General features: G+C 45.2%; 18 protein-coding genes. 13 read left to right on the top strand and 5 right to left on the bottom strand.

The features are described 5' to 3' along the window. The first annotated feature begins 337 nt into the window (after nt 1-337). Nucleotides 338-877: a carboxymuconolactone decarboxylase family protein gene (locus GSF04_RS22665; RefSeq protein ID WP_088532102.1), complete on the top strand. Its 540-nt coding sequence runs from the start codon at nt 338-340 to the stop codon at nt 875-877. A 23-nt stretch (nt 878-900) separates the two neighbouring features. On the opposite strand, the gene GSF04_RS22660 is transcribed toward GSF04_RS22665, so the two are convergent. Then, nucleotides 901-1,311 carry a YbaN family protein gene (locus GSF04_RS22660; RefSeq protein WP_211858862.1) on the bottom strand — a complete coding sequence of 137 codons (411 nt, stop codon included), beginning with the start codon at nt 1,309-1,311 and terminating at the stop codon, nt 901-903. A gap of 233 nt (nt 1,312-1,544) precedes the next feature. On the opposite strand from GSF04_RS22660, the gene GSF04_RS22655 reads away from it, so the two are divergent. The 5 genes from GSF04_RS22655 to asnB all read left to right on the top strand — a co-directional run bounded on the left by GSF04_RS22655 (nt 1,545) and on the right by asnB (nt 7,989). Then, complete coding sequence (locus GSF04_RS22655) at nt 1,545-2,792, top strand: Zn-dependent hydrolase (protein WP_010606935.1); 1,248 nt, start codon at nt 1,545-1,547, stop codon at nt 2,790-2,792. 142 nt (nt 2,793-2,934) lie between these two features. Beyond that, on the top strand, nt 2,935-3,366 hold the full coding sequence (locus tag GSF04_RS22650; RefSeq protein ID WP_211858861.1) for a hypothetical protein: 432 nt from the start codon (nt 2,935-2,937) through the stop codon (nt 3,364-3,366). Next, nucleotides 3,363-4,784, top strand: a complete 1,422-nt coding sequence (locus GSF04_RS22645) for a sodium:solute symporter family protein (protein WP_174170204.1) — start codon at nt 3,363-3,365, stop codon at nt 4,782-4,784. The genes GSF04_RS22650 and GSF04_RS22645 overlap by 4 nt, the downstream gene beginning before the upstream one ends. A 109-nt stretch (nt 4,785-4,893) precedes the next feature. Continuing rightward, a complete protein-coding gene (locus tag GSF04_RS22640) occupies nt 4,894-5,964 on the top strand; it encodes an aspartate carbamoyltransferase (RefSeq protein WP_211858860.1) in 1,071 nt (356 codons plus the stop codon). A 9-nt stretch (nt 5,965-5,973) separates the two neighbouring features. Next, nucleotides 5,974-7,989, top strand: coding sequence for an asparagine synthase (glutamine-hydrolyzing) (asnB, locus tag GSF04_RS22635; protein WP_211858859.1), 2,016 nt, complete (start codon nt 5,974-5,976; stop codon nt 7,987-7,989). 101 nt (nt 7,990-8,090) lie between these two features. Here the strand turns inward: asnB and GSF04_RS22630 are convergent, their stop codons facing one another. After that, on the bottom strand, nt 8,091-9,386 hold the full coding sequence (locus GSF04_RS22630) for a porin (protein ID WP_017218285.1): 1,296 nt from the start codon (nt 9,384-9,386) through the stop codon (nt 8,091-8,093). Nucleotides 9,387-9,654: 268 nt separating this feature from the next. Here GSF04_RS22630 and GSF04_RS22625 point away from each other — a divergent pair, with 268 nt between their 5' ends. The 6 genes from GSF04_RS22625 to GSF04_RS22600 all read left to right on the top strand — a co-directional run bounded on the left by GSF04_RS22625 (nt 9,655) and on the right by GSF04_RS22600 (nt 18,547). Further along, the gene (locus tag GSF04_RS22625; protein WP_211858858.1) at nt 9,655-11,613 is read left to right on the top strand and encodes a methyl-accepting chemotaxis protein; all 1,959 of its coding nucleotides are present in this window, start codon (nt 9,655-9,657) and stop codon (nt 11,611-11,613) included. A gap of 161 nt (nt 11,614-11,774) precedes the next feature. Continuing rightward, a complete protein-coding gene (locus GSF04_RS22620; protein WP_039493321.1) occupies nt 11,775-12,626 on the top strand; it encodes a D-hexose-6-phosphate mutarotase in 852 nt (283 codons plus the stop codon). A 61-nt stretch (nt 12,627-12,687) separates the two neighbouring features. Beyond that, nucleotides 12,688-14,037: a sigma-54 dependent transcriptional regulator gene (locus GSF04_RS22615; protein WP_211858857.1), complete on the top strand. Its 1,350-nt coding sequence runs from the start codon at nt 12,688-12,690 to the stop codon at nt 14,035-14,037. Then, nucleotides 14,015-15,286: an ATP-binding protein gene (locus tag GSF04_RS22610; protein WP_211858856.1), complete on the top strand. Its 1,272-nt coding sequence runs from the start codon at nt 14,015-14,017 to the stop codon at nt 15,284-15,286. The genes GSF04_RS22615 and GSF04_RS22610 overlap by 23 nt, the downstream gene beginning before the upstream one ends. A gap of 58 nt (nt 15,287-15,344) precedes the next feature. After that, nucleotides 15,345-15,581, top strand: a complete 237-nt coding sequence (locus GSF04_RS22605) for a hypothetical protein (protein ID WP_211858855.1) — start codon at nt 15,345-15,347, stop codon at nt 15,579-15,581. 152 nt (nt 15,582-15,733) lie between these two features. After that, nucleotides 15,734-18,547, top strand: a complete 2,814-nt coding sequence (locus GSF04_RS22600) for a hypothetical protein (RefSeq protein ID WP_211858854.1) — start codon at nt 15,734-15,736, stop codon at nt 18,545-18,547. Nucleotides 18,548-18,625: 78 nt separating this feature from the next. Here GSF04_RS22600 and GSF04_RS22595 read toward each other — a convergent pair whose 3' ends face one another. Both GSF04_RS22595 and GSF04_RS22590 read right to left on the bottom strand, forming a co-directional pair. After that, entirely contained in the window at nt 18,626-20,428 is a 1,803-nt protein-coding gene (locus GSF04_RS22595; protein ID WP_211858853.1) for a PKD domain-containing protein, read from the bottom strand. 207 nt (nt 20,429-20,635) lie between these two features. Beyond that, nucleotides 20,636-21,811, bottom strand: a complete 1,176-nt coding sequence (locus GSF04_RS22590) for a hypothetical protein (protein WP_211858852.1) — start codon at nt 21,809-21,811, stop codon at nt 20,636-20,638. A gap of 211 nt (nt 21,812-22,022) precedes the next feature. Here GSF04_RS22590 and GSF04_RS22585 point away from each other — a divergent pair, with 211 nt between their 5' ends. Continuing rightward, nucleotides 22,023-22,637: a SemiSWEET family transporter gene (locus GSF04_RS22585; RefSeq protein WP_211858851.1), complete on the top strand. Its 615-nt coding sequence runs from the start codon at nt 22,023-22,025 to the stop codon at nt 22,635-22,637. A 164-nt stretch (nt 22,638-22,801) separates the two neighbouring features. Here GSF04_RS22585 and GSF04_RS22580 read toward each other — a convergent pair whose 3' ends face one another. Continuing rightward, nucleotides 22,802-23,080 carry a zinc-dependent metalloprotease gene (locus tag GSF04_RS22580; RefSeq protein ID WP_249122429.1) on the bottom strand — a complete coding sequence of 93 codons (279 nt, stop codon included), beginning with the start codon at nt 23,078-23,080 and terminating at the stop codon, nt 22,802-22,804. Nucleotides 23,081-23,286: the final 206 nt, after the last annotated feature.

Genomic DNA, 23,286 nt, shown 5'->3' with positions numbered 1-23,286 from the left:
TATGGTGTTTACTATAGCGAATAGTTATTTGAATGATCATTCAAGTAAGGTTAGTCTAGCACCCGATGAGTAGTTAACCTGAGGTTTGGATAAGGAATGAGCTAACTCTTTATTCTTAAGCTCACATTAAATTTTTTCCTTATCTAGCCAGAAAGTTTTTGGGGATAACAAGGCGAATTTACGCCCCAATAGCTGGCTATTGGAAGTGAATTCAACGCAGTTAGCGCTAAAACTGGCTGCTAGAAAGGCATTAATTATCCGCAGCTCAGGTTAGTTAACCTGAGGTTAGTTAGATCTCAGGTTATACCAATACAAAATGCACCAAGAGGAGCAACTGATGACTGACTTTACAATCCATACCGTAGAATCTGCACCGCAAAAAGGTAAACCATTACTTGAGAAGTCCCAGCAAGCATTTGGACGTATTCCGAACCTTCATGGTGTCATGGCGGAATCACCAGAGCATCTGCATGGTTATCAAGTGTTACATGAGGCTTTTTTAAATAGCTCGTTCAATAACGATGAAAAAACTGTGGTGTGGCAAGCGATTAATGTAGAACATGAATGTCACTACTGTGTGCCAGCTCACTCTGCCATCGCAAAATCAATGAAAGTAAGTGATGAATTGGTCAAAGCACTGCGTGAGCAAGCACCACTTGGCGATGAGAAACTAGAAGTGCTGCGTGCCACAACACTTGAAATGCTGCGCGAGCGTGGCAAGTTGAGCGATGCACAAACCAAAGCGTTTTTTGCCGCAGGTTATACTAAACAAAATCTGCTGGAAATTATCTTAGCGCTAAGTCAAAAGGTTATGAGTAACTACGTGAATCATATCGCGCATACTCCGCTGGATGATGCTTTTAAAGCGTTTAGCTAATTAGTAGAGAGGCATTTATTTTGCTATAAGTGAGGCTGTTTTACATCCATAGGAATGACTGATGGACGTGTAAAAATATAGCTGAGTACGGCAGCCTCAGTTATCGCGACAGACCATACGACCCAAACTGGTGCACTACTAAAACTCAAAGCCACTAAACCAACACTCATGCCAACCGCAGCGCCAATCTTGCCTTTTATAGGGATCACCTGATGTTGCCGCCATGCAACCAGACTCGGGCCAAATTTGGGGTGGGTGAGCAGCCAATTTTCTAATTTGGGAGAAGAGCGGGTAAAGCAAGCGAGAGCGAGAATAAAAAAGATGGTGGTAGGCATAACAGGCAGTGCCATGCCGATAAAGCCGAGACCAACGAAGACGATGCCAGCAACATGAAGCCAAAAACAACGATTGAATAAGGGGATTTTTTTACGCATAGGCATCCTCATATTTCGGGAGTGCTGAACTGACAGCGCATCACGATGACCTGAGCCAACATTGTTAACTTGAAGCCAATTATTAAAAGCATATCACAGCGGCTGAAATTCGCGAATTTTCAACTAAGCTAAAGCAAAGAGATCATCAGTCGGACGTCAGTGTTTAAAATAGCTAATCTGATCTCATCTCAGGTTCAAGGAAGTGTTGCGACTGAAACGTTGAGGAGCAAAGTATGCAAGTAAATTTAGAACGTCTAAAGTCTACCTTATTTGCGCTCGCGGAGTTCGGCTATAACCATGAGGATAAGGGAATTTATCGCCAAGGTTTTAGCAATGAGGATTTTGCAGCGCGTAAATGGCTGATGGAATGCGCACAAAGCGAAGGATTTGTGAGTCGTATGGATGGCGCTGGCAATGTGATTATTGAAATGACCAGCCCGGATATTGCAGCAAAACCTGCGGTGATCATTGGCTCCCATCTCGATAGTGTACCAGCAGGTGGCATGTTTGATGGCACCTTAGGCGTCATTGCGGGGTTTGAGTGTATTCGTATTTTAAAAGAGCACAATGTGCAATTAGATAGGCCGATTTGGGTCATCGGTACCAGTGAAGAAGAAGGGCGTTTTGGTGGCATGATTGGGGCGCAAGCGCTCACTGGAAAATTAACGCCTCACCAATTACTCACAAGTCATGATGCGGATGGCTGTATGCTTAGCGATGCCATGCGGGCGCAAGGGTTAGATCCTATGGATGCACTGAACGCGAGGCTAGAGCCTGAGCAAATAAATAGTTTTTTTGAATTACATATAGAGCAAGGACCCGTGCTTGATCAAAAAGGCATTCAAATTGGTGTGGTGGAAGGGATTTCAGGGGTATTTAAATGGATGGTTAAATTAATTGGGAAGGCCGACCACGCAGGCACAGCCCCCATGGAGATGCGCAGCGACGCCTTTATGGGACTGGCTGATTTTGCCTACCAGTTAGACCGCATTATTGCAGAGGACGGCACAGATACCACAAGGATCACCGTCGGTAAGGCAGAATTAAAGCCGGGTTTTGCACATACGATTGCTGGAGAGGTGGATTTCACCATCGTCGCGCGTGATATGGACGAAACGGTGATGGAGAACCTTGAAATTGCCTGTCGTAAAGCGCTTTCAGCCATCGCTCGAAAACACCATTTAATGTTTGAATACGAGCAGGTGAGTTGGTTGTCTCCAATGAAGTGCACACCTGAGATGGTGGAATTTATTAGTCAACAAGCAGAGGCCTTGTCACTGAATTATCAAATCATGCCAAGTGGTGCTGGTCACGATAGCCAGTTTTTTTCAGAAGTGTGTCCCACGGGGCTGATATTTATTCCATCACTCAACGGCGTTAGCCATGCGCCAGACGAATGGAGTCATTGGCATGATGTTGAAGCTGGAAGTAATTTACTGCTGCAATGTGTTCAAAAAAGAGCAATAAAAACAAAAGAATAAATGTAAAGTGAAGATAAAGTTGGGTGGCGGTTTACTAGACAAATTTGATCCTTGGGCTAGTCTTTGTTACTACTAGAATAATGTGGATAGCAAAATTTGCGGCGAATTCGGACTTGGATAACCGCAGTTAGGGATTATGAGGATGTGGATCGCCCGAGTAGTAACCTTGGTCTTACTTGCTGCGAGCTTTAATGGGCTTGCCGCCTCGTTGAGGGTGAGCGATGAGGTCGTGACTGCTGGGTTTATTACGCTGCACATTGAGCGTACAGGTCCCCCTCTACAGCAATCAACACAGCTATCCATTCAGCATCTTTCAGAACCTTACTCCCTCTCTCTTTCGCTTCAGCCGACTCAACAAGCGGTAACCATTAGTGGCTTGGCTGATGGTGATTATCTCGCAACCTTAGGTGATCCCTCTACTAACTCGGCACAAACGTCGGTCTCATTTTCAGTCAAACATCATCAGTTAACGCTGGCGCTTGCACTGTTTGTATTGGGCTTGTGCTTATTTGTGCTGCTTGTAGGGATGATTGTGGTGGGTAATAAGCAAACGCACGATAAGGAAAGCGTATGATAAATGCTTCATTGGCGCTCGGTCTTGCCCTAGCGTTTGCTTTGCTATGGGTATTTTTTGGCTGGTGGATTGGCAGGCGCGTGCAGTCACATAATGAGTTTGCGTTGGCCGGTAGAAATGTCGGATTGGCCTTTGCTTGCGCCACTGCGATGGCAACTTGGGTCACCAGTAACACCACTTTAGTTGCGCCACAGCTCACTTATCAGTTTGGCATTTGGGGCATGATAGGCTATGCCTGTGCCGCATTCGGATTGTTGCTATTTGCGCCGCTAAGCCAACGCATCAAAACTTTACTGCCCCACGGCTACACCAGTGGCGACTTCATGCGGTTGCGGTTTGGGCGTTTCTCTTGGTGGGTCTTTTTGCTGATCTCTTTCGTGTATGCCATGAGCTGGCTCGTTAGCCTAGGCATGGCGGGTGGCATTTTGCTACACACCCTAAGTGGCTTAGATTATCACCTTGGTATGTCGATTATTCTGCTGATGTGTGTGGTCTACACGCTCTTTGGCGGTCTAAAAGCGGTGATCGCCACGGACTTTCTACAGGCCATTATTATTTTGGCAGGTGTCGTCGGAATTGCCATTGTCGTGGCGATGAATGTTGGGCTTGAACCAATTCACCAAAAACTCAGTAGCGACCACCCTAAGCTACTCGACCTGCTTTTTCCTGCCGCTGTGATGTTTTTGTTCAATAATATCTTTTTTGGTTTAGGAGAAATTTTTCATAGCAACGTATGGTGGTCAAGGGCGTTTGCATTTAAAGGTGGGGTGGGCAAAAAGGCGTATTTTATCGCAGGTTTGCTGTGGTTACCGATCCCAATCGTGACAGGATTTATTGCGTTGGCAGCGCCTAGTTTAGGCTTGTATCCTGCTAGCGCCGATATGGTGGGGCCCTTGGTTGCAAGCCAAGTGCTCGGCTATACCGGCTCGATCATTCTGTTCATTGTGGTGTTCTCCGCGCTGGCATCGAGTTTGGACTCCTTGCTTGCCGCAACGTCAGATCTCATCAATCAAGATATTTACCTGCAATACATCAAACCAAAGGCAAGCGATAGCGAACGCTTAAAAAGTGCTAAGTGGATTATTGTCATACTCGGCGTAGTGACTTGGCTCTTGTGTTTACCAAAAATCGCCACGTTGGGTGCCTTGTTGAACTTCGCTGGCGCCTTTGTCGCCAGCACCATTTGGCCTATCGTATTTGGTTTGTACTTTGCGCGAATGACGGGAAATAGCGCCGGCTGGGCTATGTTGCTTGGCACGCTATCAGGTTTGATTGGGTATTTTTATATTGGTTTTTATGTCGCCGCATTAGTTTCTTGTGCGGTGTCGTTATTAATTTGTGTGATTGCTTGGCGTTTTAGTCAGCAATCATTCCATTGGCAAGCGTTGGGCACGCAAAGCAAAGTGGAGGATGTATGATCTCATTGGGCGCATTTTCTAGTTTAATTTGGCTGGCCATAGTGCTCAGTTGTTTATGTCCTGTTGTCCTTGTCGTTATGTTCCTTATTGATTTTAAAAAGAGGCAGTTATGGTAAGTGCGCAGCAAGTAGAGTTTAATCGAGCGCAGCCGGATGTTTACGGGGATGCACACCCCAAAGCATTACTCAGAGCGATACAAGAAGACGGTGACAGGCTGCATTGTTTGGAGAATAAGCACATTATCAGTGTCGACCATCTTGACCGAGACGTGCTGATCCAGTTGTTTCGCCTCGCCGCGAAGTATGAAAGTAATCCTGCAAGGTTCAGCTCGCCGCTTAGTGGCAAAATTTTGATCAGTGCGTTTTATGAACCCAGCACCCGCACCCGTCTGTCGTTTGAAAGTGCATGGCACCGCTTAGGGGGCGACATTATGTCGATCACCGATCGCTCCTCAACGGGCATAGCGAAAGGGGAGTCGCTGCAGGATGTCGCCGAGATGTTCAATAATTATGGCGATTGTGTCGTCTTACGTGACACCTCAGTGGAGTCTATTGAAGAGATGATCCACAGCCTACGGATCCCAATTATCAACGCTGGTAATGGCATTGATGAGCACCCAACACAAGCGATGTCCGATCTATACACTATCTTCAAATGGCGGCCGTCGTTATTACTCCCTGAGAGTGAAGCTTTTAGTCCTATAAAAATTGGTGTGATTGGCGTGCCGAGTCAAATGCGTACAGTACGTAGCCTGTTGAAAATGTTTACGCATTTTCCGCGCATTGTGGACGAAATATTCCTGCTCTACGACGAGAGTGTCGAGGAAGCGGTGTCGAGCGAGCAATTAGCCCAGCTAGAGGAGGTGGGGGTTAAGGTGTCTATCGGCCATGACTTGAACGCCGTTTTACCTGAGCTTGATGTGGTGTATATCAATTCCATTGCATGGGTTGGTGAAAGCTTCGAAACCTATGGAAAGTCGTTTAAATTGAGCGCGGATTCCCCCTTTAAGCCTGATGCGATAGTGCTTCATCCTCTGGCTCGAGGTGAAGAGTTGTGCACCAGTTTAGATGCCACGCCACACAATTGGTATTTTAGTCAGGCACGTGGTGCCGTCTTTTTACGCCAAGCCTTATTGACCTGTATGGTGCAGCGCGCCAGCACTGTGATGGATGTGATTTAGGGAGATATTATGTGCGGAATTGCTGGTATTTTTTCAACGCAAGCGCAAACACAAATAGATAATCAATTATTGGTAAACATGGCAGCCATTCAACATCATCGTGGTCCTGATGGTTTTGGCTATAAACAAATGGCTGGCGTGGGATTTAGTCACGCCAGACTGTCGATAATCGACCTCGACGAGCAACGGGGGCGACAGCCCTTTATTAGTTCTGATAAGCGCCTAATGTTGGCGCACAATGGCGAGTTTTACGATTACGCGCGGATCCGAGCTGAGCTAGTAGCAAAAGGGGCAAGGTTCCAAAGTAAAAGCGACTCAGAAATTGCCATGCACTTATATCAGCAGCTTGGCCTTGATGAGATGCTGACGCATTTGCGCGGTGAGTTTGCGTTTGCGTTGTATGACCAACAAACCGATACACTACACTTAGTGCGAGACCGCTTTGGTATTAAACCTTTGTACTACACCCAAACAGAAGACGAAATTGTGTTTGGCTCAGAGCTGAAGGTGCTGTTTGCCAACCCTAAAGTTAAGCGCCAATTCTCAAGTGAAGGTCTATTTCATCAACTGATCCAAGTCATGGTGCCCGGCAGCACGGCATTTGCGAATGTGCATCAAATCAAACCTGGACATGTTGTTAGTATCACCAGAAGCGAACAAGGTTTTAGCATTGAAGATAGACCTTATTGGGATGTTAACTTTCCGACGGCGCAAGCGTATTTAAATAGCAAAGATGAAGCATATTATATTGATGGCGTGCGCAAACAGCTGCTAGAAGCAGTGCAGTTGAGACTCACCGCAGATGTCCCGGTAGGTTGTTACTTAAGTGGTGGCATAGACTCATGTGCTATTTTGGGTCTGTCTTCGGCCGCAGCACAAGCACCAATTAAGGCCTTTACCATAGGCTTTGATAGTGCAGAGTACGATGAAACGCCGATTGCAAAACAGATGGCACAAGCCACCAAGGCCGATCATCATATTATGTCGTTAAGCGGTGACGAGCTATATGGCCATTTTGAGCGAACCTTATGGCATACCGAGCGAACTATTTATAACACGCTTGGTGTTGCTAAGTATTTGATGAGTCAGCAAGTTAACGAGTCTAATTATAAAGTTGTGATGACCGGAGAGGGCTCCGATGAGCTTTTTGCGGGTTATCCTGCATTTAGAAAAGACCTGTTTTTATATGGCTTAGATGAACTTGATGACACCGAAAAAGCCCAGTGGCAAACCATGCTGGAAGACAGCAATAAGTTGTTTAAGGGGGCTATGCTTTCCCGTGAGCAATACGACAGTGCGGCATTAGATGAAGTGGTTGGTTTCACACCAAGTTGTTTGCAGCCTTGGCTGTCATGCAGTCACTTTGCCCATCAACTCGTTGCCGCCGAACACAGAGAGCTACTCACGGGTTATGATGCAGGCAAAGCAATCGCTGAGACTTTAGATGATGCCATGTTGGAGTCCCGTCATCCACTCGATAAAGCCCAGTATGTATGGATTAAAACCATGCTTGAGGGACAAATATTAACTTGGGGCGGTGATAGGGTCGACATGGCTAATTCGATGGAGGCAAGGCCTGCCTTTTTGGATCATCACCTCGCAGAGTTTGCTTTTACCATTCCCCCGCAATATCGCATTAAAGACCGTAAAGAAAAGTATGTGTTACGTGAAGCGATGAAAGGGCTGCTGCCAGAAGTGCTGTATGAACGAGAAAAGTTTGCTTTTATGGCACCGCCAGCGCACTCGGATAAGAAAAAATGGGCGGCAATGCGCGTGCTGGCTGATAAATACTTGTCTAGACAAGCTGTAGAAGCCGCAGGTTTATTAGACTTTGAAGCGGTAAATGCGCTATTTGAATTACATGAATCGCCAGACGCCGATGATTCACTCAAAGTGCAACTAGATGCCGTGATCAATCATTTACTTGGTGTGCAAATACTACACAAACAATTTATCGCCGCAGACTTACCTCAATTTGCCGCCGCTGAAGCGGAGCGCCTAGGTTGGAGAGCAGCCACAAACTAACGTTGGTCTTATTGGTATTACAGAAAATAAGGTAATAAAAAGGCGATGCGCCAACAAGCGCATCGCCTTTTTCATTTAATATCTAAAATTAATCCCTTAGATTAAAAGTAATAACCAAAGTTAATGTTGAAGCGACGCTCGCTTTCGTCACTATCGCCTGCGATTGAACCACCAATAAACGGCTGGTTTTTCGCATGAACTAAATCAACATAGGTGAAGAATGCACCCGCAGCGAGTGAGACACCTGTGACATTCATCCAAGTGTCTTCGGTGTTATCGGATTTGTCGTAAATAATACCGAAGTCGTTATAAAATTGCAGATCGGTAATTGGACCGAACTCAACTGGCAGGTTGTACGCTACATTAAAGTTCGACATGGTGGCTTCTGCTGCGATGGAATCATAAAACGCATAAGCACCTACCGCCATGCGGTTTACGTCATCAATATCGTACTGGTACTCACCGTGTTGTAGCTGTAAGTTCCAAGGGCCAATGTTACTATTTAAATGTAGTGCCCACGCGTTGTAATCACCTGCTCGGTCATTACCATCGTGAAGGCCACCGGCAAGACCAGAGACGCCAATTTCAGTGGTGCCACCGTTGTGTTCAATATGATACGCGTAACGACCAACAAAGGTGTTGTATTCCCCGATTGGTTGCGTTGGGTCGTCATAAACGCCATCGCCCGCTTTACGGAAACCTACCACGTCATAAGAGTAGCGATCGCTGCGGTCATCCACATAACCATCGACACCACCTAGCTCATCATTTTTGAAAAAGCCAAGATCAAGCTGCCAGTTGTCCGCCACTTTACGTTTAAATACCACCCCCATATCGTGGTCGTCTTCAAGACCAATATAATAGGTAGTGTTAAAGAACCAGTTGTGCGAATTGTAAGGTGAGTTACCAAAAGGTACTTTAGTCATACCAACCTGAGCTTGCCAATGGTCGGCAAAGTCATAGTCTAGGTAAGCGTATTTTACCGCAGTCATATAGTCGAAAAAGCGGATTTCGGCATTTAAGCCAAAGCCACCGACATTGCCAGAGAAGTTCAACCTGAAAATATCGAAGTCAAAATCGCCGCCACGGTTCTTGTTGTCATCGTCATAAGACGTATGGCTGTAGTTTGTTCTGATCGCGCCGCCGACTTTGATGGTCGGTTTTGTTTCAGCTGCTGCAACTTGAGTTTTAGTTTCAGCTTTTGCTTCGGCTTTTTCAGCCTTAGCGATTTTTTCCTGTTGTGCTCGCGCCTGCTCTTTTTGTTCTAGCTGCGTGAGTTTCTTCTGAAGTTCAGCCAATTGGCGCTTTAACGCGTCAATTTCTGAGTTTTCGGCAAGCACTGAATTAGAGCAAAGTGCTAGACCTAATCCGAGTGAGATGGTTGAAAGTTTTAACATAGTTGTCCCGTTGTTAAATAGTTGAGCGCAAAAACCTCTTACAAATTGTAGACCACCAAAGCTATCATTGCAGAAAGCAGATAAATTTTATGATCCTTGATTGAATTATCTATAGTAACACTGCGGCCTATCTGACCTCAAAGTTACCCAACATTTAACCATACCGAAGATGAATATAAGACGAACAAGTGATCACATTTGTATGTCATTCTTGCCCAATAGCCTAACCCTCACTATATTTTTACTATCTGTGAAATGGTGTTTATTCATGAATATATCGCAAAAATTAAAGCTGTCTTTCGCAACGGCAATCGCGCTTCCTTTGTTAATCATCGCGGGGCTTATTATCAGTCAAACTAGGCAGCAGGGGATAGAGACTTTCTCGGAGCTCAGTGATCGAGAGGCGCTACAGGTTGAGAATGGTATCCAGATGTTTTTTGATGAAATTGCAAAAAACGTAGACTATTTAGCAACCCATGCTCAGGTCTTGAGTGCGCAGCAAGACGTGAAAACTTATATGGATTCAACCAGCACCACTCGACTTAATTCGAAAGCTGGAAGTAAAACAGAGCAAGCAGCATATTCGTTATTTGAGCACTTTGGTAACACGCACCCCGGCATTGCCTATATCTACATGGGAAATCAGCAAGGTGGTTATATTCAATGGCCTCTAGGTGAAGTGAATGCAAACTATGACCCTCGGCAGCGTCCTTGGTATCAAACGGGGCAATCAGGAAATGGCGAGACGATCCGCACCAGCGCCTATTATTGGGCGCCGGATGATATGGTGATTGTGTCGACGGTAAAAGCGGTTACTGCCAATGGTCAAACCGTGGGTGTCCAAGGTATGGATGTGTCACTACAAGGGTTGACCAAAATCATCCGCAATATCAAGTTGGGCGAGACTGGCTATTTGATGCTAGTGGAAGACACCGGAAATGTGTTGGTCGATGCCAAGTTCTCCGAACATAGATTTAAAAAGTTGGCAGACATTGCGAACGGCCGCTATCGCGAATTGGCTCAAAATAAAGATGGGTTATTTGAGCTTGAAATTAACGGGCAAGACTATTTTGCCAACATCTATACAGCACCCAAATTAGGCTGGAAGTTTATTGGTTTAGTTGAAAAAGGTGAGGTAATGGCTGCAGCCAATGCGATGACGCTGACGATATTGATTTTAAGTGCCGTCCTGATCACCGTATTTTTGTTGCTAGCAAGTTATATTTCTAAGTTGATTTCAGCGCCCATTGTAGAAGTGAGTGATGGCTTAACTGAAATTTCGCAAGGCGGCGGTGATTTAACGCAGCGTTTAGACATTAAAGCTCAGGATGAAACGGGCAAACTGGCGACGAGTTTTAATTTGTTTTTAAATCTCATTGCTGAGTTGGTGACGCAAATTAATGAGTGTGCACAGCAAGTTAATGAAACCTCACGACAAACCGCTTCGCAGTCTGATCAGCTCACGGGCGCTACCAGTCAACAACAGCAAGCGCTTGAAATGGCTGCCACCGCAATTAATGAGATGGCGGCAACTGCAAACGAAGTGGCGGCAAGCTGCGCCAATGCGGCTGAGCTGGCCGGACAAACTCAGCAAGCATCTGAGCTGGGCCAAAGGGTGATCACAGAGTCTGTCGAGAGCGTCACAACATTATCTGAAGTGATCAACAAGGCAACCGCAGATATCATGCAGCTTGACACCGAAAGCGAAAATATTATGTCGATACTCAGCGTGATCCGAGGCATAGCAGAACAAACCAATCTTTTAGCGTTAAATGCGGCAATTGAGGCGGCACGGGCAGGTGAACATGGCCGTGGCTTTGCTGTAGTGGCTGATGAAGTACGCGCGTTGTCGCAGCGTACTTCTGAATCGACGGAAGAAATTGCCTCTCAGCTTGATAAACTTAGAAAAATGACAGAAATGGTGTCGGGAGAAATGAAGCGCAGCCTAACGCGCACGGAGAAAACGGTTGAACTGACAAACTCAGCGCAACAACAATTTAGTGAAATTACCCAAGCGATTGTCAATATTAGCGACCTTAACACGCAAATCGCCACCGCAGCTGAAGAGCAGCAACATGTTGCTGAAGACATTAATCGCAACGTGGTGGAAATTAAAAATGCTGCGGATAGCGTGAGTGATATCGCTGTGAATACCAATCAAAATGGCGTGAGATTACATTCATTATCGAGCACGCTCACAGAGCTGGTGGGCAAATTTAAAGTATAGTTTTAGCCCAACCCTCAAGTTCTATAAACCGTGAGAGCAACACTCTCACGGTGCTACCGCATTGGTATAATTGAATAACTTTCAAATTGGATGGATAACAGTTTACTCGTAGTATTTAAGTGGTAAGGTAGGCATATCATTGAGTTGACGTAGGAATCACCATGGAATTATCACCTTCAGTTTCAATCGAGCGCACCGAGTCCGGACTTGAGTATATTTGGGTCGACAGTGCATTTTGCCAAGCGAAGATTTTTTTACAGGGCGCGCAACTTACCGAGTTTACACCAGCAGGAAAAGGCAATTTAATTTGGGTTTCTGAGGCGGAAGATTACCTTGAAGGCAAACCAGTACGCGGTGGTATTCCAATCTGTTGGCCTTGGTTTGGCGTACATAGCAAAGCGGATTGGCCAATTCATGGGGTTGCTCGCAAGCTACTTTGGCGCGCACACAGCGTTGAAGAAAAAAGCGATGAAATTACCGTTAAACTCACACTACCGATGACCTTAGTTGAAGCGCAATACTGGCCACACACGTCACAATTAGAGGTCGAATTTGTGTTATCAGACAAGCTTGAAGTGCGGCTGACCAATATCAATACTGGTGATGCGCCATTTACGTTAACGCAAGCCTTACATACGTATTTCCCAACGCCAGAAGTCAGTAATACCACGGTAGACGGGCTACAAGGCGCGAAATATATCGAGTTTGATGAAGGTCCATTTGAGCAAACCGAAGTGGTTGGCTTTGCCCGCGAAACCGATATGGTATACACCCAAGCAAGCCCAGTACAAACCATCAACACTCCGGCGGGCATTATTGAAGTAAAACGTGAAAACTCAACTTCTTGTGTGCTTTGGAACCCATGGATTGAAAAATCACAGCGTTTAAGCAACTTTAATGATGATGAATACCACAAGATGTTGTGCTTAGAAGCTTGTAACGTAATGGACGATGCCGTGCAACTTGCACCAGGTGAAAGCCATACCCTAAGTACAATCATCCATTGGTTATAATTTTATATTCGCGGAGCACACTATGCTCCGCTGAAACCCGATAACAATAAAAATTCTCCCTATGGAAAAGCCCACAATACTGGTTATCGATGATAACGCCGAAGTACGCCTCAGCGCCGTATTCTTTTTAGAAGATCAAGGTTTCAATGTAATTGAGGCGGCAACCTTAGAGCTTGCCAAGCCACTGCTCACCGCTAAGCAAGTGTCATTAGCTTTGCTCGATATGAACTTCTCCCGAGATACCACTTCAGGCAATGAAGGGCTGGACTTTTTGCGCTGGCTACGTGACTCCAATCTTAATGTGCCTGTGATCTGTATTACCGGTTGGGGAAATGTCGCGTTAGCGGTGTCTGCAATGCAGCTTGGTGCGAGCGACTTTATCGAAAAGCCGTGGGACAATCAGCAGCTACTGCAAGCCGTGCAGCAACAACTCAAAATATCATTAAAGCAAGCGAATAGCGTAGCAAAACACAGCGAGCGCGGCGCGTTTCAATGGCGCTCTCAGGCGATGCAATCTTTATATAAGCAGCTTGCTAAAGTAGCAAAAACCGACGCTCGGGTGCTGCTTACTGGGCCAAGTGGCGCGGGGAAAAGTCATTTAGCTCAGTGGTTACACCAACAATCTAATCGTTCAGCAGGACCTTGGGTTGAAGTGAATATGGGCGCGGTGCCAGAGTCCTTGTTCGAAAGTGAGATGTTTGGTCACAGCAAAGGGGCGTTTACAGATGCAAAGCAGCATCGTGTTGGTCGTTTTGCAATGGCAAAGCAGGGCACATTATTTTTGGATGAAGTGGCGACTATTCCACTTCCTTTACAAGCAAAATTACTGCGGGTGCTGGAAAATGGCAGTTATGAAGTTGTGGGTAGCAGTCAGACACAACAAGCGGATTGTCGACTTATTTGCGCAACCAACACCAATCTTAACGACTTAGTGAAAGCCGGTGAGTTCCGAGAAGACTTGTTATACCGCATCAACACAATTGTGATTGAAGTGCCGAGGCTTGCCGAGCGTTTTGGCGATATCGTGCCGTTGGCTGAGTATTTTGTCGCTAAATTCTGTGCGCAGTATGGTGAGCCAATTCGTGAACTTAGCCCAGCGGTTAAAGCCGCATTGATTGAACACGCTTGGCCCGGCAATGTGCGTGAGTTAAGTCACGTTATGGAGCGTGCCGTGTTAATGGCAGAGGGCTTGCAGATTGAGCTCAGTGACTGCCAACTACGCTTTACCGCCGCACCTAAAGTGACCAGTGATATGCCAAGCAAGACTTTGCAACAAGTGGAGCAAGAAATGGTGGAGCAGGCGATGCAACGGGCTCAAGGCAATGTCGCAGAAGCCGCTAAAATACTAGGGCTCACGGCTTCTTCTCTTTATCGGCGTTTGGAAAAATATGGCCTTAAAACATCTGGCTAGCGCCGAGTGGCGGCTTGGGGCCTACTGTACGCTGTTAACCATTAGCTGTACGGTTTTACTGACTTTACTGCTTCTGCAATTACAGCTTGGGGTAATGTGGGTGGCTGTCGTATCGGTGAGTGTATTGGGGTTATTGGGCGGGTTACAGAAAATACTGTTGTCTCACCTTAAACGTATTGCCATGCGTGCTAATTGGCAGCTAGAAGCGATTGCACAAAGTGACTTTACTCAAACCATTAAGCCACATTATACGGCGGGCGTGGTGGCTGAATTTGAACAGCGCTTGCTAGCCTTAAGTGCACAGCTGCACAGTCAAAAGCGCCGCTATCATAGTCAGCAGTTTATCATTTATCAGCTAATAGACAGCCTTAATACGCCTATTATGATGTTTGATGATAAGCTCAAACTTGCCTATGCCAATGGTGCATTTGAGTCGCTTTATCATCGCCCTTGGTTAGAGTGTAAGGGAATAAGTGCGGCTCAGTTTGGGCTGGTGCAACAAGATAATCACTGGCATTTTGGAGATACAGCGCAGCAATCTCGGTGGCAGCTACAAAGTAGTGAATTCTTTCAAGAGGGTAAGCAGTTTTCTTTACTTGTTGCACTCGATATTACTAAGGCATTACGTAAAAAGGAGCTGGCTGCTTGGCAACACTTAATCCGAGTAATAAGTCATGAGATCCACAACAGTTTGACGCCCGTCAGCTCCCTAGCGCAAACCTTATTAGCAAGAGCAAAGGACGAAAAAGAGCAGCATGCGCTAAGTGTAATAGGTCAGCGTTGCCAGCATTTACAACAATTTGTGAGCCAATACGCCAAAGTTACGCAAACCCCAAGGCTTGATCGGGAGTCAGTCTCCATCATGCTGTTACTGTCTTCTGTTGCTGCGTTATTTGAGGATACCGACATCCAAGTAAATTGCACCGTGAAGACGCTCCATCTCGATAAAGCCTTAATTGAGCAAGTGCTGATTAACTTAGTTAAAAATGCCATTGAGGCCAGTGGTGAAAATGCTAAGTTGACACTACATGCTTATTATCAGCAGCAACAAGCGGTGATTGGTGTACAAGACAATGGCCCGGGCTTTGCCAACCTAGATAACATGCTTACACCTTTCTATTCCACCAAAGAAGGTGGGCAGGGAATAGGTTTAACCTTTAGCCGCACCATTGTAGAGTTACACGATGGACAACTGAGTTGTCACAACACAGGCTCAGGAGGATTGATAAAAATCACTTTACCTTATTGATAATAATTATCATTAGCATGTAATTAAAGCTCCTTCAAAATCTTGGCAAGGAGCTACCATGTTAGTCACTTATCTGTTGGCCAGCGGCTTTATTTTTATGGCGTATAGCTACTCCAAATCATTCAAACCACACGCGCACACCAAGGCAAAACTGGCGGTGTTATTGAGCGCGGGTTTTATTGCCGCGGCAAAATGGCAGGCGGGGTTGAGTTCAACCGTGGTATTTTTTGTGTTTGCAGTATCTCTTGGGGTACTTGGCTTGTTTATCACCCTTGCACAGCCACAAAAGCACTGAAAAATTACGCGCATTTAGAGCAACGCAGATCTTGCTTGCCTCAAAATAGACGTTTTAAGGTGTAACGTGCGCAAGAAATTGTTACTAAAAAGCACACTTTTTCTTTACATCTCTTGTTAAGCTAGCGCCACCGGATTTATATAGGAAAGGTAATGCGAGCGCTACTGATAATTTTTGTTGCTTTTACTAGCTTTGGTTTACAGGCAAAGTGGCAAACCATTAAAACCGAAAACTTCAATGTGCATTATCCTCAGGCGCTTCAGCAATGGGCGTATTCTGCAGCAAATGAGCTGGAAGTAGTGCGAGATAAAGTGCTGGCACAACAAGGTAGAGCCTTGAGTGAACGTGCTGATGTGATTATTTACGATCCAGAAAATACGGCCAATGGCTTTGCATTACCCAGCACAGATAAACCAATGATGGCACTGCAAGCAACGCCGCCTCAAGCTGACTCCGTCATCGCAAATAACACCAGTTGGCAGCAGTTGCTCATTTTGCACGAATATATTCATCTCGTTCATCTATCACAGCCTAGCCGTAATCAATGGCGACAACATCTCAGAGATTGGCACGATATTACCGACTTGCTCGATGCGGTATTACCGCGTTGGGTCAGCGAAGGCTATGCTACCTTGCTGGAGTCTAGATTAACGGGGCGAGGACGTTTGTACGATAACTACAGTGAGAGCATTGTGCGTTATTACGCGCAGCAAGGCGCATTACCGACCTATAGCGCTTTAGATAATGGCGACAAGTCTTACCTTTCCAATTCCATGGCGTACTTAGTAGGCGTACGTTTTCTAGCTTGGCTTGAGGATAATTATGGTGCACAGACGCTAGATGCCGTGTGGACAAGAGTGCAGGCGGTGGAATCTCGCAGTTTTGAAACCGCATTTAGTGGTGCTTTTGGAGCGCCAGCCAGCCAGTTATATCGTCGCTTTGTTGTTGAATATAGCTATCAGGCTATGCAGCAAGAGCTGGCTTTGGTTCCGACACAGAGTGAGCTTTGGCAGCGGTTCGCATATGCTGCTCGAGATATCGCATTCTCTCCAGATGGCAGTCAGTTTTTGGTGGTGGAGCAAAATCGCAAACGCCAAGTCACACTCAATATCTACGAAAACAAAGAAAATGTAGAAGCCATTGAGCAATTTAATAAGCGCAACGAAGCGATATTAAATGCCGATCCTAAAGATATTGTGGATATCGCACCTGAAGTCTTTCCAAAAAAGCGACTTGCGCAGCTTGATGCTCACAATTTTGCTGGTATCTATTACCCTCAATGGCTGAATGACAGTCATATTTACTTCGTTGCAAAAACGCCAGCTGCAGATGATACCTTTATCAATGATTTGTTTGTCTGGAAAATTGGTACTGGAAAGCCGAAGCAACTAACCGAAGGCGCGGGTATTCGTCGCTTTAGTATTGTTGATGCTAATACCATTATTGCGGAGGTGTCTCGTTTGGGTTACTCACAGCTAGTGACCATAGAGTTGGACTCAGGCAAGCAAGCGCCGATCACCACAAGCAAGCTTGGGGATGTCCATGACTTTCCTGTGCTCTCTAATAAAAAGACGACATTAGCCTATGTGCATGTTACTCCTAACAAACGCTGGCAACTTGTTGTTAAAGATCTTAGCCATGATACAACCGAAATCGTCTACTTACCCAAGTCACATCAATACCTTTCGGGGTTAACTTGGTCTCATGATGATGACAAGCTGTACTTTATTTCTGGAGTCGCAGGCCATTTAGCGGTGATGCGGTATGACGTGGTGAGTAAAATACTTGAAACCTTACCTGTGAGTGCTAAACCGCTTGAGCAAATTATTACCCATTCACAGCAGTTACTGGTGAGCTATGCGACCCCTGAAGGGGTCAAGGTTAACAAAATAGTTGCTCCGGCTTGGCGCACCGTGAGTGTGTTGGAGCAAGTGGATGAGGCTGAGCTACAAGAGCTGCATCCTCATCAATTACCTGCGGCTAAGATAGATCAAACCGCGCTGCCCAGCTCTGATTATTCTGTGTTCGAACAGTCTTATTCTGTCGCCTTATCAGGCGCATTAAATAGCGCCTCTTTTGATAGTTTGGGCGTGGCATTAAAAGGGCAGGATGTGCTGCGCCAACTTGCTTGGCAGCTTGGAGTCGAGAAAAGTATCAATAATGGCGCGTTGATGGGTGCATTCGCCCAATTCGAATATCGTCATGAAAACTGGAAAACAACGTTTGATGCTGGATATCAAGAGCTAGAAGCGGATAAGCAGTCTCACTCGCTACAAGCAAATACCTCGAATGAAAACAGCTTTAAGCAATTTGCTTTGTCATCTAGCTATCGTTTTGGTGAAGCATTGAATTACCTCGCTCCTAAATTGGGGGTTATTCGTGTGCAACATGGTGAAAAGACATGGAGCGGCGGGCGCTACGGCTTTAACGGTCGTGCAATGTGGGATACACAGCAGCATGGTGTAGCACTGCAAGTCTCTGCAGCTCAGTGGCTAGGTGAATTAGATGGTTTTGATTATCAGCTGAGTTTGTTCGCTAAAGCATGGCAAATTCCATTCTATGCATCGGTCGATAGCCGCTACAGCAGCGAATTGCCTTTATCTTTGGGTGGTGGATCACTTACCAGCACTAGCATTAGTAACAGTTTACACGCTGTCAGCGAACCTATGTTGCCGCATCTATTTGCAACGGGAAGCCGCTATTTAGGCTATGAATTTGCAACGTCATGGCAGCAGGGCAAACCTAAGTTATTTTATAAGCAGCATCAGTTAGATGGAGAAGTTATTGGGCAAAATTACGGTATTAAGATGCGCTTACCTTTGTCTCGAGTGATATTAGACAAGGCCGCTGATTTTGCTCCTGCAGGATTAACCGATTTACAGTTTAATGCTGGAGTGGGTCGCATTGAGGGGCGTAACATGGCTAATGAAAACCGTGTCTGGTTTAGTGTTTGGTATGAGTTGTAGATAATCGCTGAAGATTGCTGTCAAATAAGCGGGGGCGAGCCCCCGCAAATCATTTAGTTTGTTTATTCGAAGTTTAGGCTAGTTGTGATCTGCTACGATTTGCAAACCTGAGTAAGCATTATATCCGCGGATCATCACCCAATAACGCCCAGCCCCTTCATTTAGGCTGCAAGACTCAGTATTACCGGAGCGATAAGGACGACAAGTCCAATTACTGGTGGTGGGCTCTGCACCTTTTAGTACATACATATCAGCATCACCAGTGCCACCGCTAGTGTTAAATGTCACTGTATTTGCGCCAGCTGGCGCATCGTAATAGAAGAAAGTTTCACTGCCGCTAGCACCAGCAAGCCCCGTTTTTGCAACTCCCTTGATAAGCTTTTGCTCTTCACCTGGCAGCGTTACGGCAACTTGTTGTGTTGTTGACGCGGTGTCGCCATTACTATCTGTCACGGTGAGTTCTACGGTATAGCTGCCAGAGTTTGTGAAGCTATGTGAAGTTTGCGCGCCTGAAGCGGATGCGCCGTCACCAAACTGCCAACTATGCTGTGTAATAGAACCGTTTGGTGAGCTAGATCCTGAACCATCGAAGCTGCAGCTTAGGTCATTACAGCTGTAAGTAAATAACGCAACAGGCAATGGATCAGTAGTGCCATTATCACCAACAGGAATTTGGCCACCAAAGTGAGTAGAAACCTGAGGCCAAATTAAGCTAATTTTAGCGCCCTTATTGGTACAGCCACCTAAGTGGTGTAGCGCAACAACATTATTGGTTGAGGCTGCAAGTACTGGCGAACCTGACGAGCCACCAATAGTGTCGCAGTAATAGCCTATATCTGTGCCGGTACCTCGACCATTCGCCGTTGCTTGGTTAACAGAGCATAGTCCATTGGTGTCTTGATCAGACTCAATCGACAGTTCTTTAGGGTTACCTGAACCATGTTGAGGAATGTAAATACGCTCGCCCTGCGATGGATTACGCACATCTAAGCCGAAGTAACCAAACGGCTGAGCTTTAGCGAAATCATTGACGGTAAACAACGTATAATCTAGCGTATAATCTGTTTTAAGGAAGTCTTTACCTGTGATCTTAACCACAGTCTCGCGCTGACTGCCGTTACAGCTCGTGCTTTGATAATTAAACCATACCTCAGTATTTGCCAGCTCTGATGCGGATCCCACACAGTGATTATTGGTAAACATGCGGTTATCTGCACCAACACGCCAACCCGTACACAAACGACTGCCGTTCATAAGCAGTCTGGCGACTGGACGCGAGCGCTCGAATTCCACCGGGTGCGATTGCGCCCAGCACTGCACGTCTTTGCGTTCCATTGCGCCACAAGTTGACATGGGCGTCACATCGGTCAAGCCCTCAACAGTTGCTTGCCCTTCAGTACCATGATAGTAAAAATCGACTTCGGGTGTTTTGCCTGCATTACCTTGGCCTGGAGTATATTCAATGATGACTTTATCAGCAGAGACTGACATAGCAGAAAACTGTTTAACGCCGTCATCGCCGAGGCTTGGATCAACCGTTGCTGCGCGGAGGCTTCCTTGGGTGTATTCATAGCGCTCGCCACTATCCTCCGAGCGAACAACAAGTTTACCGCCGTTTGCAAGATTGAGGTTCTTAAAGTGTAGTTTGATGTAGCTTGCATCTGGGTGTGAAACTGTTTGCACAATGGTCTGTGTAGACGTTGAAGTATTTGTAGCACTGTTTTGAGTAATAAGTGGAAGGTTGAGATCGTACTTTTTACCAATCATTGCCTTGCTAGCTTTGCTGGTATACTCCATCATCTGAGCTTCTGTTAATGGCGCTTGTGCCATCGCGATACCAGATGCTAAACCTAATGCTGTGACAAGAATGTGTCGTTTCATTGTTATTCCTTTTGAGTGTGTGGTTATCCAACTTGAAATTAAAAAGTTGGGCGTCGTTCAATACCAAGCCTTGGGTGCACTGTAGAGCACGGCCAATGAGTGGTATGTTTTTTGAACATCCACACACCAAAATAGAAACAATAATGTGGTTTGTAAAGTTTTATATATATTATTTTAACATAAGTTTTACTTAACTTATGTCATTCTTTATTTTATATCCTCATTACGAACCAATAAATGGTTCAACATATTTTGCTTGGCGGTGTATAGGTCCTTTTTATACTGCTCTCTAGACTTATTGACTGCTTGCTCAAAGTATTCAGATGCGGTTTGGTATCTTTGCTCTAAATAAGCAATTTTCCCAAGCTCGACATAAACTTCCGGCAAGTAATGATAATTCAGCAATAAAGGCTCAATAAGTTTTTTGGCTTTTTTATAGCGCTGTTGCTTTATGTAGCTCGAAGCTAACGAGAGGGTATCGAAAGGGGAGGTAGGGCTTTTTTCAAGCTCCGCTAGGATCATATTCTTGAGATTAGTTTGGTCTTTGGGAATATAGTTAAGGTAATTCAATAATAAATTGGTGCTGGTGAGGTGATTGTTGAAGGCATAATCATAGATTTGCTTCGCACTATTTCTATCACCAACATGCTTATGTAACAGCGCGGCAATATTGATAGCTTCAGCGTCTCTTGGGGCGTATTTGAGCGCGGCAGACAACAAAGAATAACTCATATCATAGTCAGCTTCCAACAAAGCGGAAACGGCTAAATTGGTATAAAACTTTGCGACTAAATCTTCATACTGCGCATTCCCTGAAAATACACTATCCTGCTCAGGGAAATAATCAACAACAGTTCCGCTAAAGAAAAATCTGTTATTTAGAGTTGCTAATTCTTCCTTTGGTGTAATTAGTTTTGTCTTAAAATGGCTTGATGTGAGTACGAAATTTTGGTTCTTCTGATAGATGGGAAAGCTATCGACTTTGGCGTAACTAGTTTCAATACCGAGAATATTGGCATAGGCCTGAGATAATATAGCTAGAGAAATGCAATTTCCGGACTGCTGATTTAGCGACTCACTGGCTATGAATGTTTCGCCGTCGTAAGAAAAGTGGCCAATTTTTGCCTGAAGGAAATTACCAAGAATTTCGTCTTTGGTTACACTTTTACCTCTGAACCGCTCAACATAGGTTAATAAAGCTTCTTCTTCTTGCTTAGGTAAAGTGAAGATTTGTTGTTCTGAAGGAACTGATTTCAGCGTAAAAAGAGAGTGATTGAATAGAGAAGTTACGTCTACCTTCTGTTTCATGTCAGCTGTAGTGGTGTGAGTGGAATTGCATCCGCTCAAGCCAATGCTAGTAAGTATCATGAGTAGCCACTTCATAGTAATTCCTTGTATTTATTTATATACACCTGTATTCCAGCCTTGCCACCTATTCAAAGTTGGATGTTAGGCGTCCAGTTGTATTTTAAAACTTAGCTCTTAAAATGCGCGCCTTCAAAAATAAAACCTTAAAAATCATAAATTTACAATGTGTTTTTAAAGGTTTTACAGCACTTTAACTTTGCAACAATTTAGACATTTGGAGTTGGCATTGAGCGAATATTTACCGATCGTTTCTTCCTTCGTTTTGGTTTTAAGCTTTGTTCCTTTGATTAGGAAGATCCGTAAAAATCGCAGTGTGTCAGGTGTATCACTGTTAATGATGAGTTTTGGTGTTGCACAAAGCTCTTACTTTATTACCTACAACGTTTTCTTTGAACGTTTTTTTATGGTGCTGCCTTTTGTTGTTACAGGCTCTTTGAGCGCACTTATTTTATATTATTTTATTCGGTACAACGCAAGCTCGAAACAGCGTAATCAATTAGCACTCTTGCTTGCTTTGTCGACGTTGCCATTTGGGCTTTTATTGGCAAAGGACATCGAAGCTGCTGCGTTGCTAAATGCGTTAACTTACTTAGGGCTAGTGATGAGTTCAATTCGCGTTATGCCACAAACCTATAAAACGATTAAAAGCGGTAATGTCTCTAACTTAAGCGCTAGGTATTTCTCACTGCAGTTTTTAGCGGGAGGAATTGGATTGGCTGCAGAACTGAGCTTAGGTCATGTTAGTGTTGCTCACGTGTTGATGTTTGTGATGATTTTACTGACTAATGCCGCACAATTAGGTTGTATTCAGTACTATCGCTCTAAACCTGCTTTAGCTTAGTGATATAACCAGACAAAACAAGGGCTAGCAAATTGCTAGCCCTTAACGTTTTCGCTCATTTCACTCGCGTAATACAAAAGCTTTTGAGTTACGCTTCTAGCGCTTTTGTGATCATACGGTCGATATACGCTATATGTGCCTGATCGGCACCCCAAGCTGTACTCTTATCCAAAATACTCTGCAGCTGGAATAGTGCAGCGGCTTTTGCCAAATTGTCGTATTTGCTCGTTTTGCTCAAGCGAGAAACGTACTCTATTTGCTTGCAGGCTTTGGCTCAGTGTCGTTGCATTCTTATCAGCAACGAAAATAGCGGCGGTCAGGTTGTTCATCACCTCGTTTAGGCTGTATTCATTACCATAGTACTCAGAGTCGTTGATACGTTGTAATACATTCGCGTGTAGTACTTGGTCTATTACAGACTTTTGAATGCCAAGTACCATCATATGGACCCGGTTTGGAAGATATCACCTTGGTCAACGCCTAGAGGGGCGATGTGAGCTGCTACGAGGTCCATTACGGAGCTTGCTATGTTTTGACTTGTCGCGTACTTATTTAGGGCCCCACAAAAGATAAATTGCATCTACTGCCGTTACTCTCCGATCCCGGAGTGAATGCTCCGATTTCGGAATATCATCTGACTTTCGCAGTT

This window comes from Pseudoalteromonas sp. A22, from assembly GCF_018141345.1.
Classification (GTDB): Bacteria; Pseudomonadota; Gammaproteobacteria; order Enterobacterales; family Alteromonadaceae; genus Pseudoalteromonas; species Pseudoalteromonas maricaloris.
The sequence above is the reverse complement of the archived record's forward strand: the minus strand, read 5'-3'. Positions and strand labels throughout refer to the sequence as shown.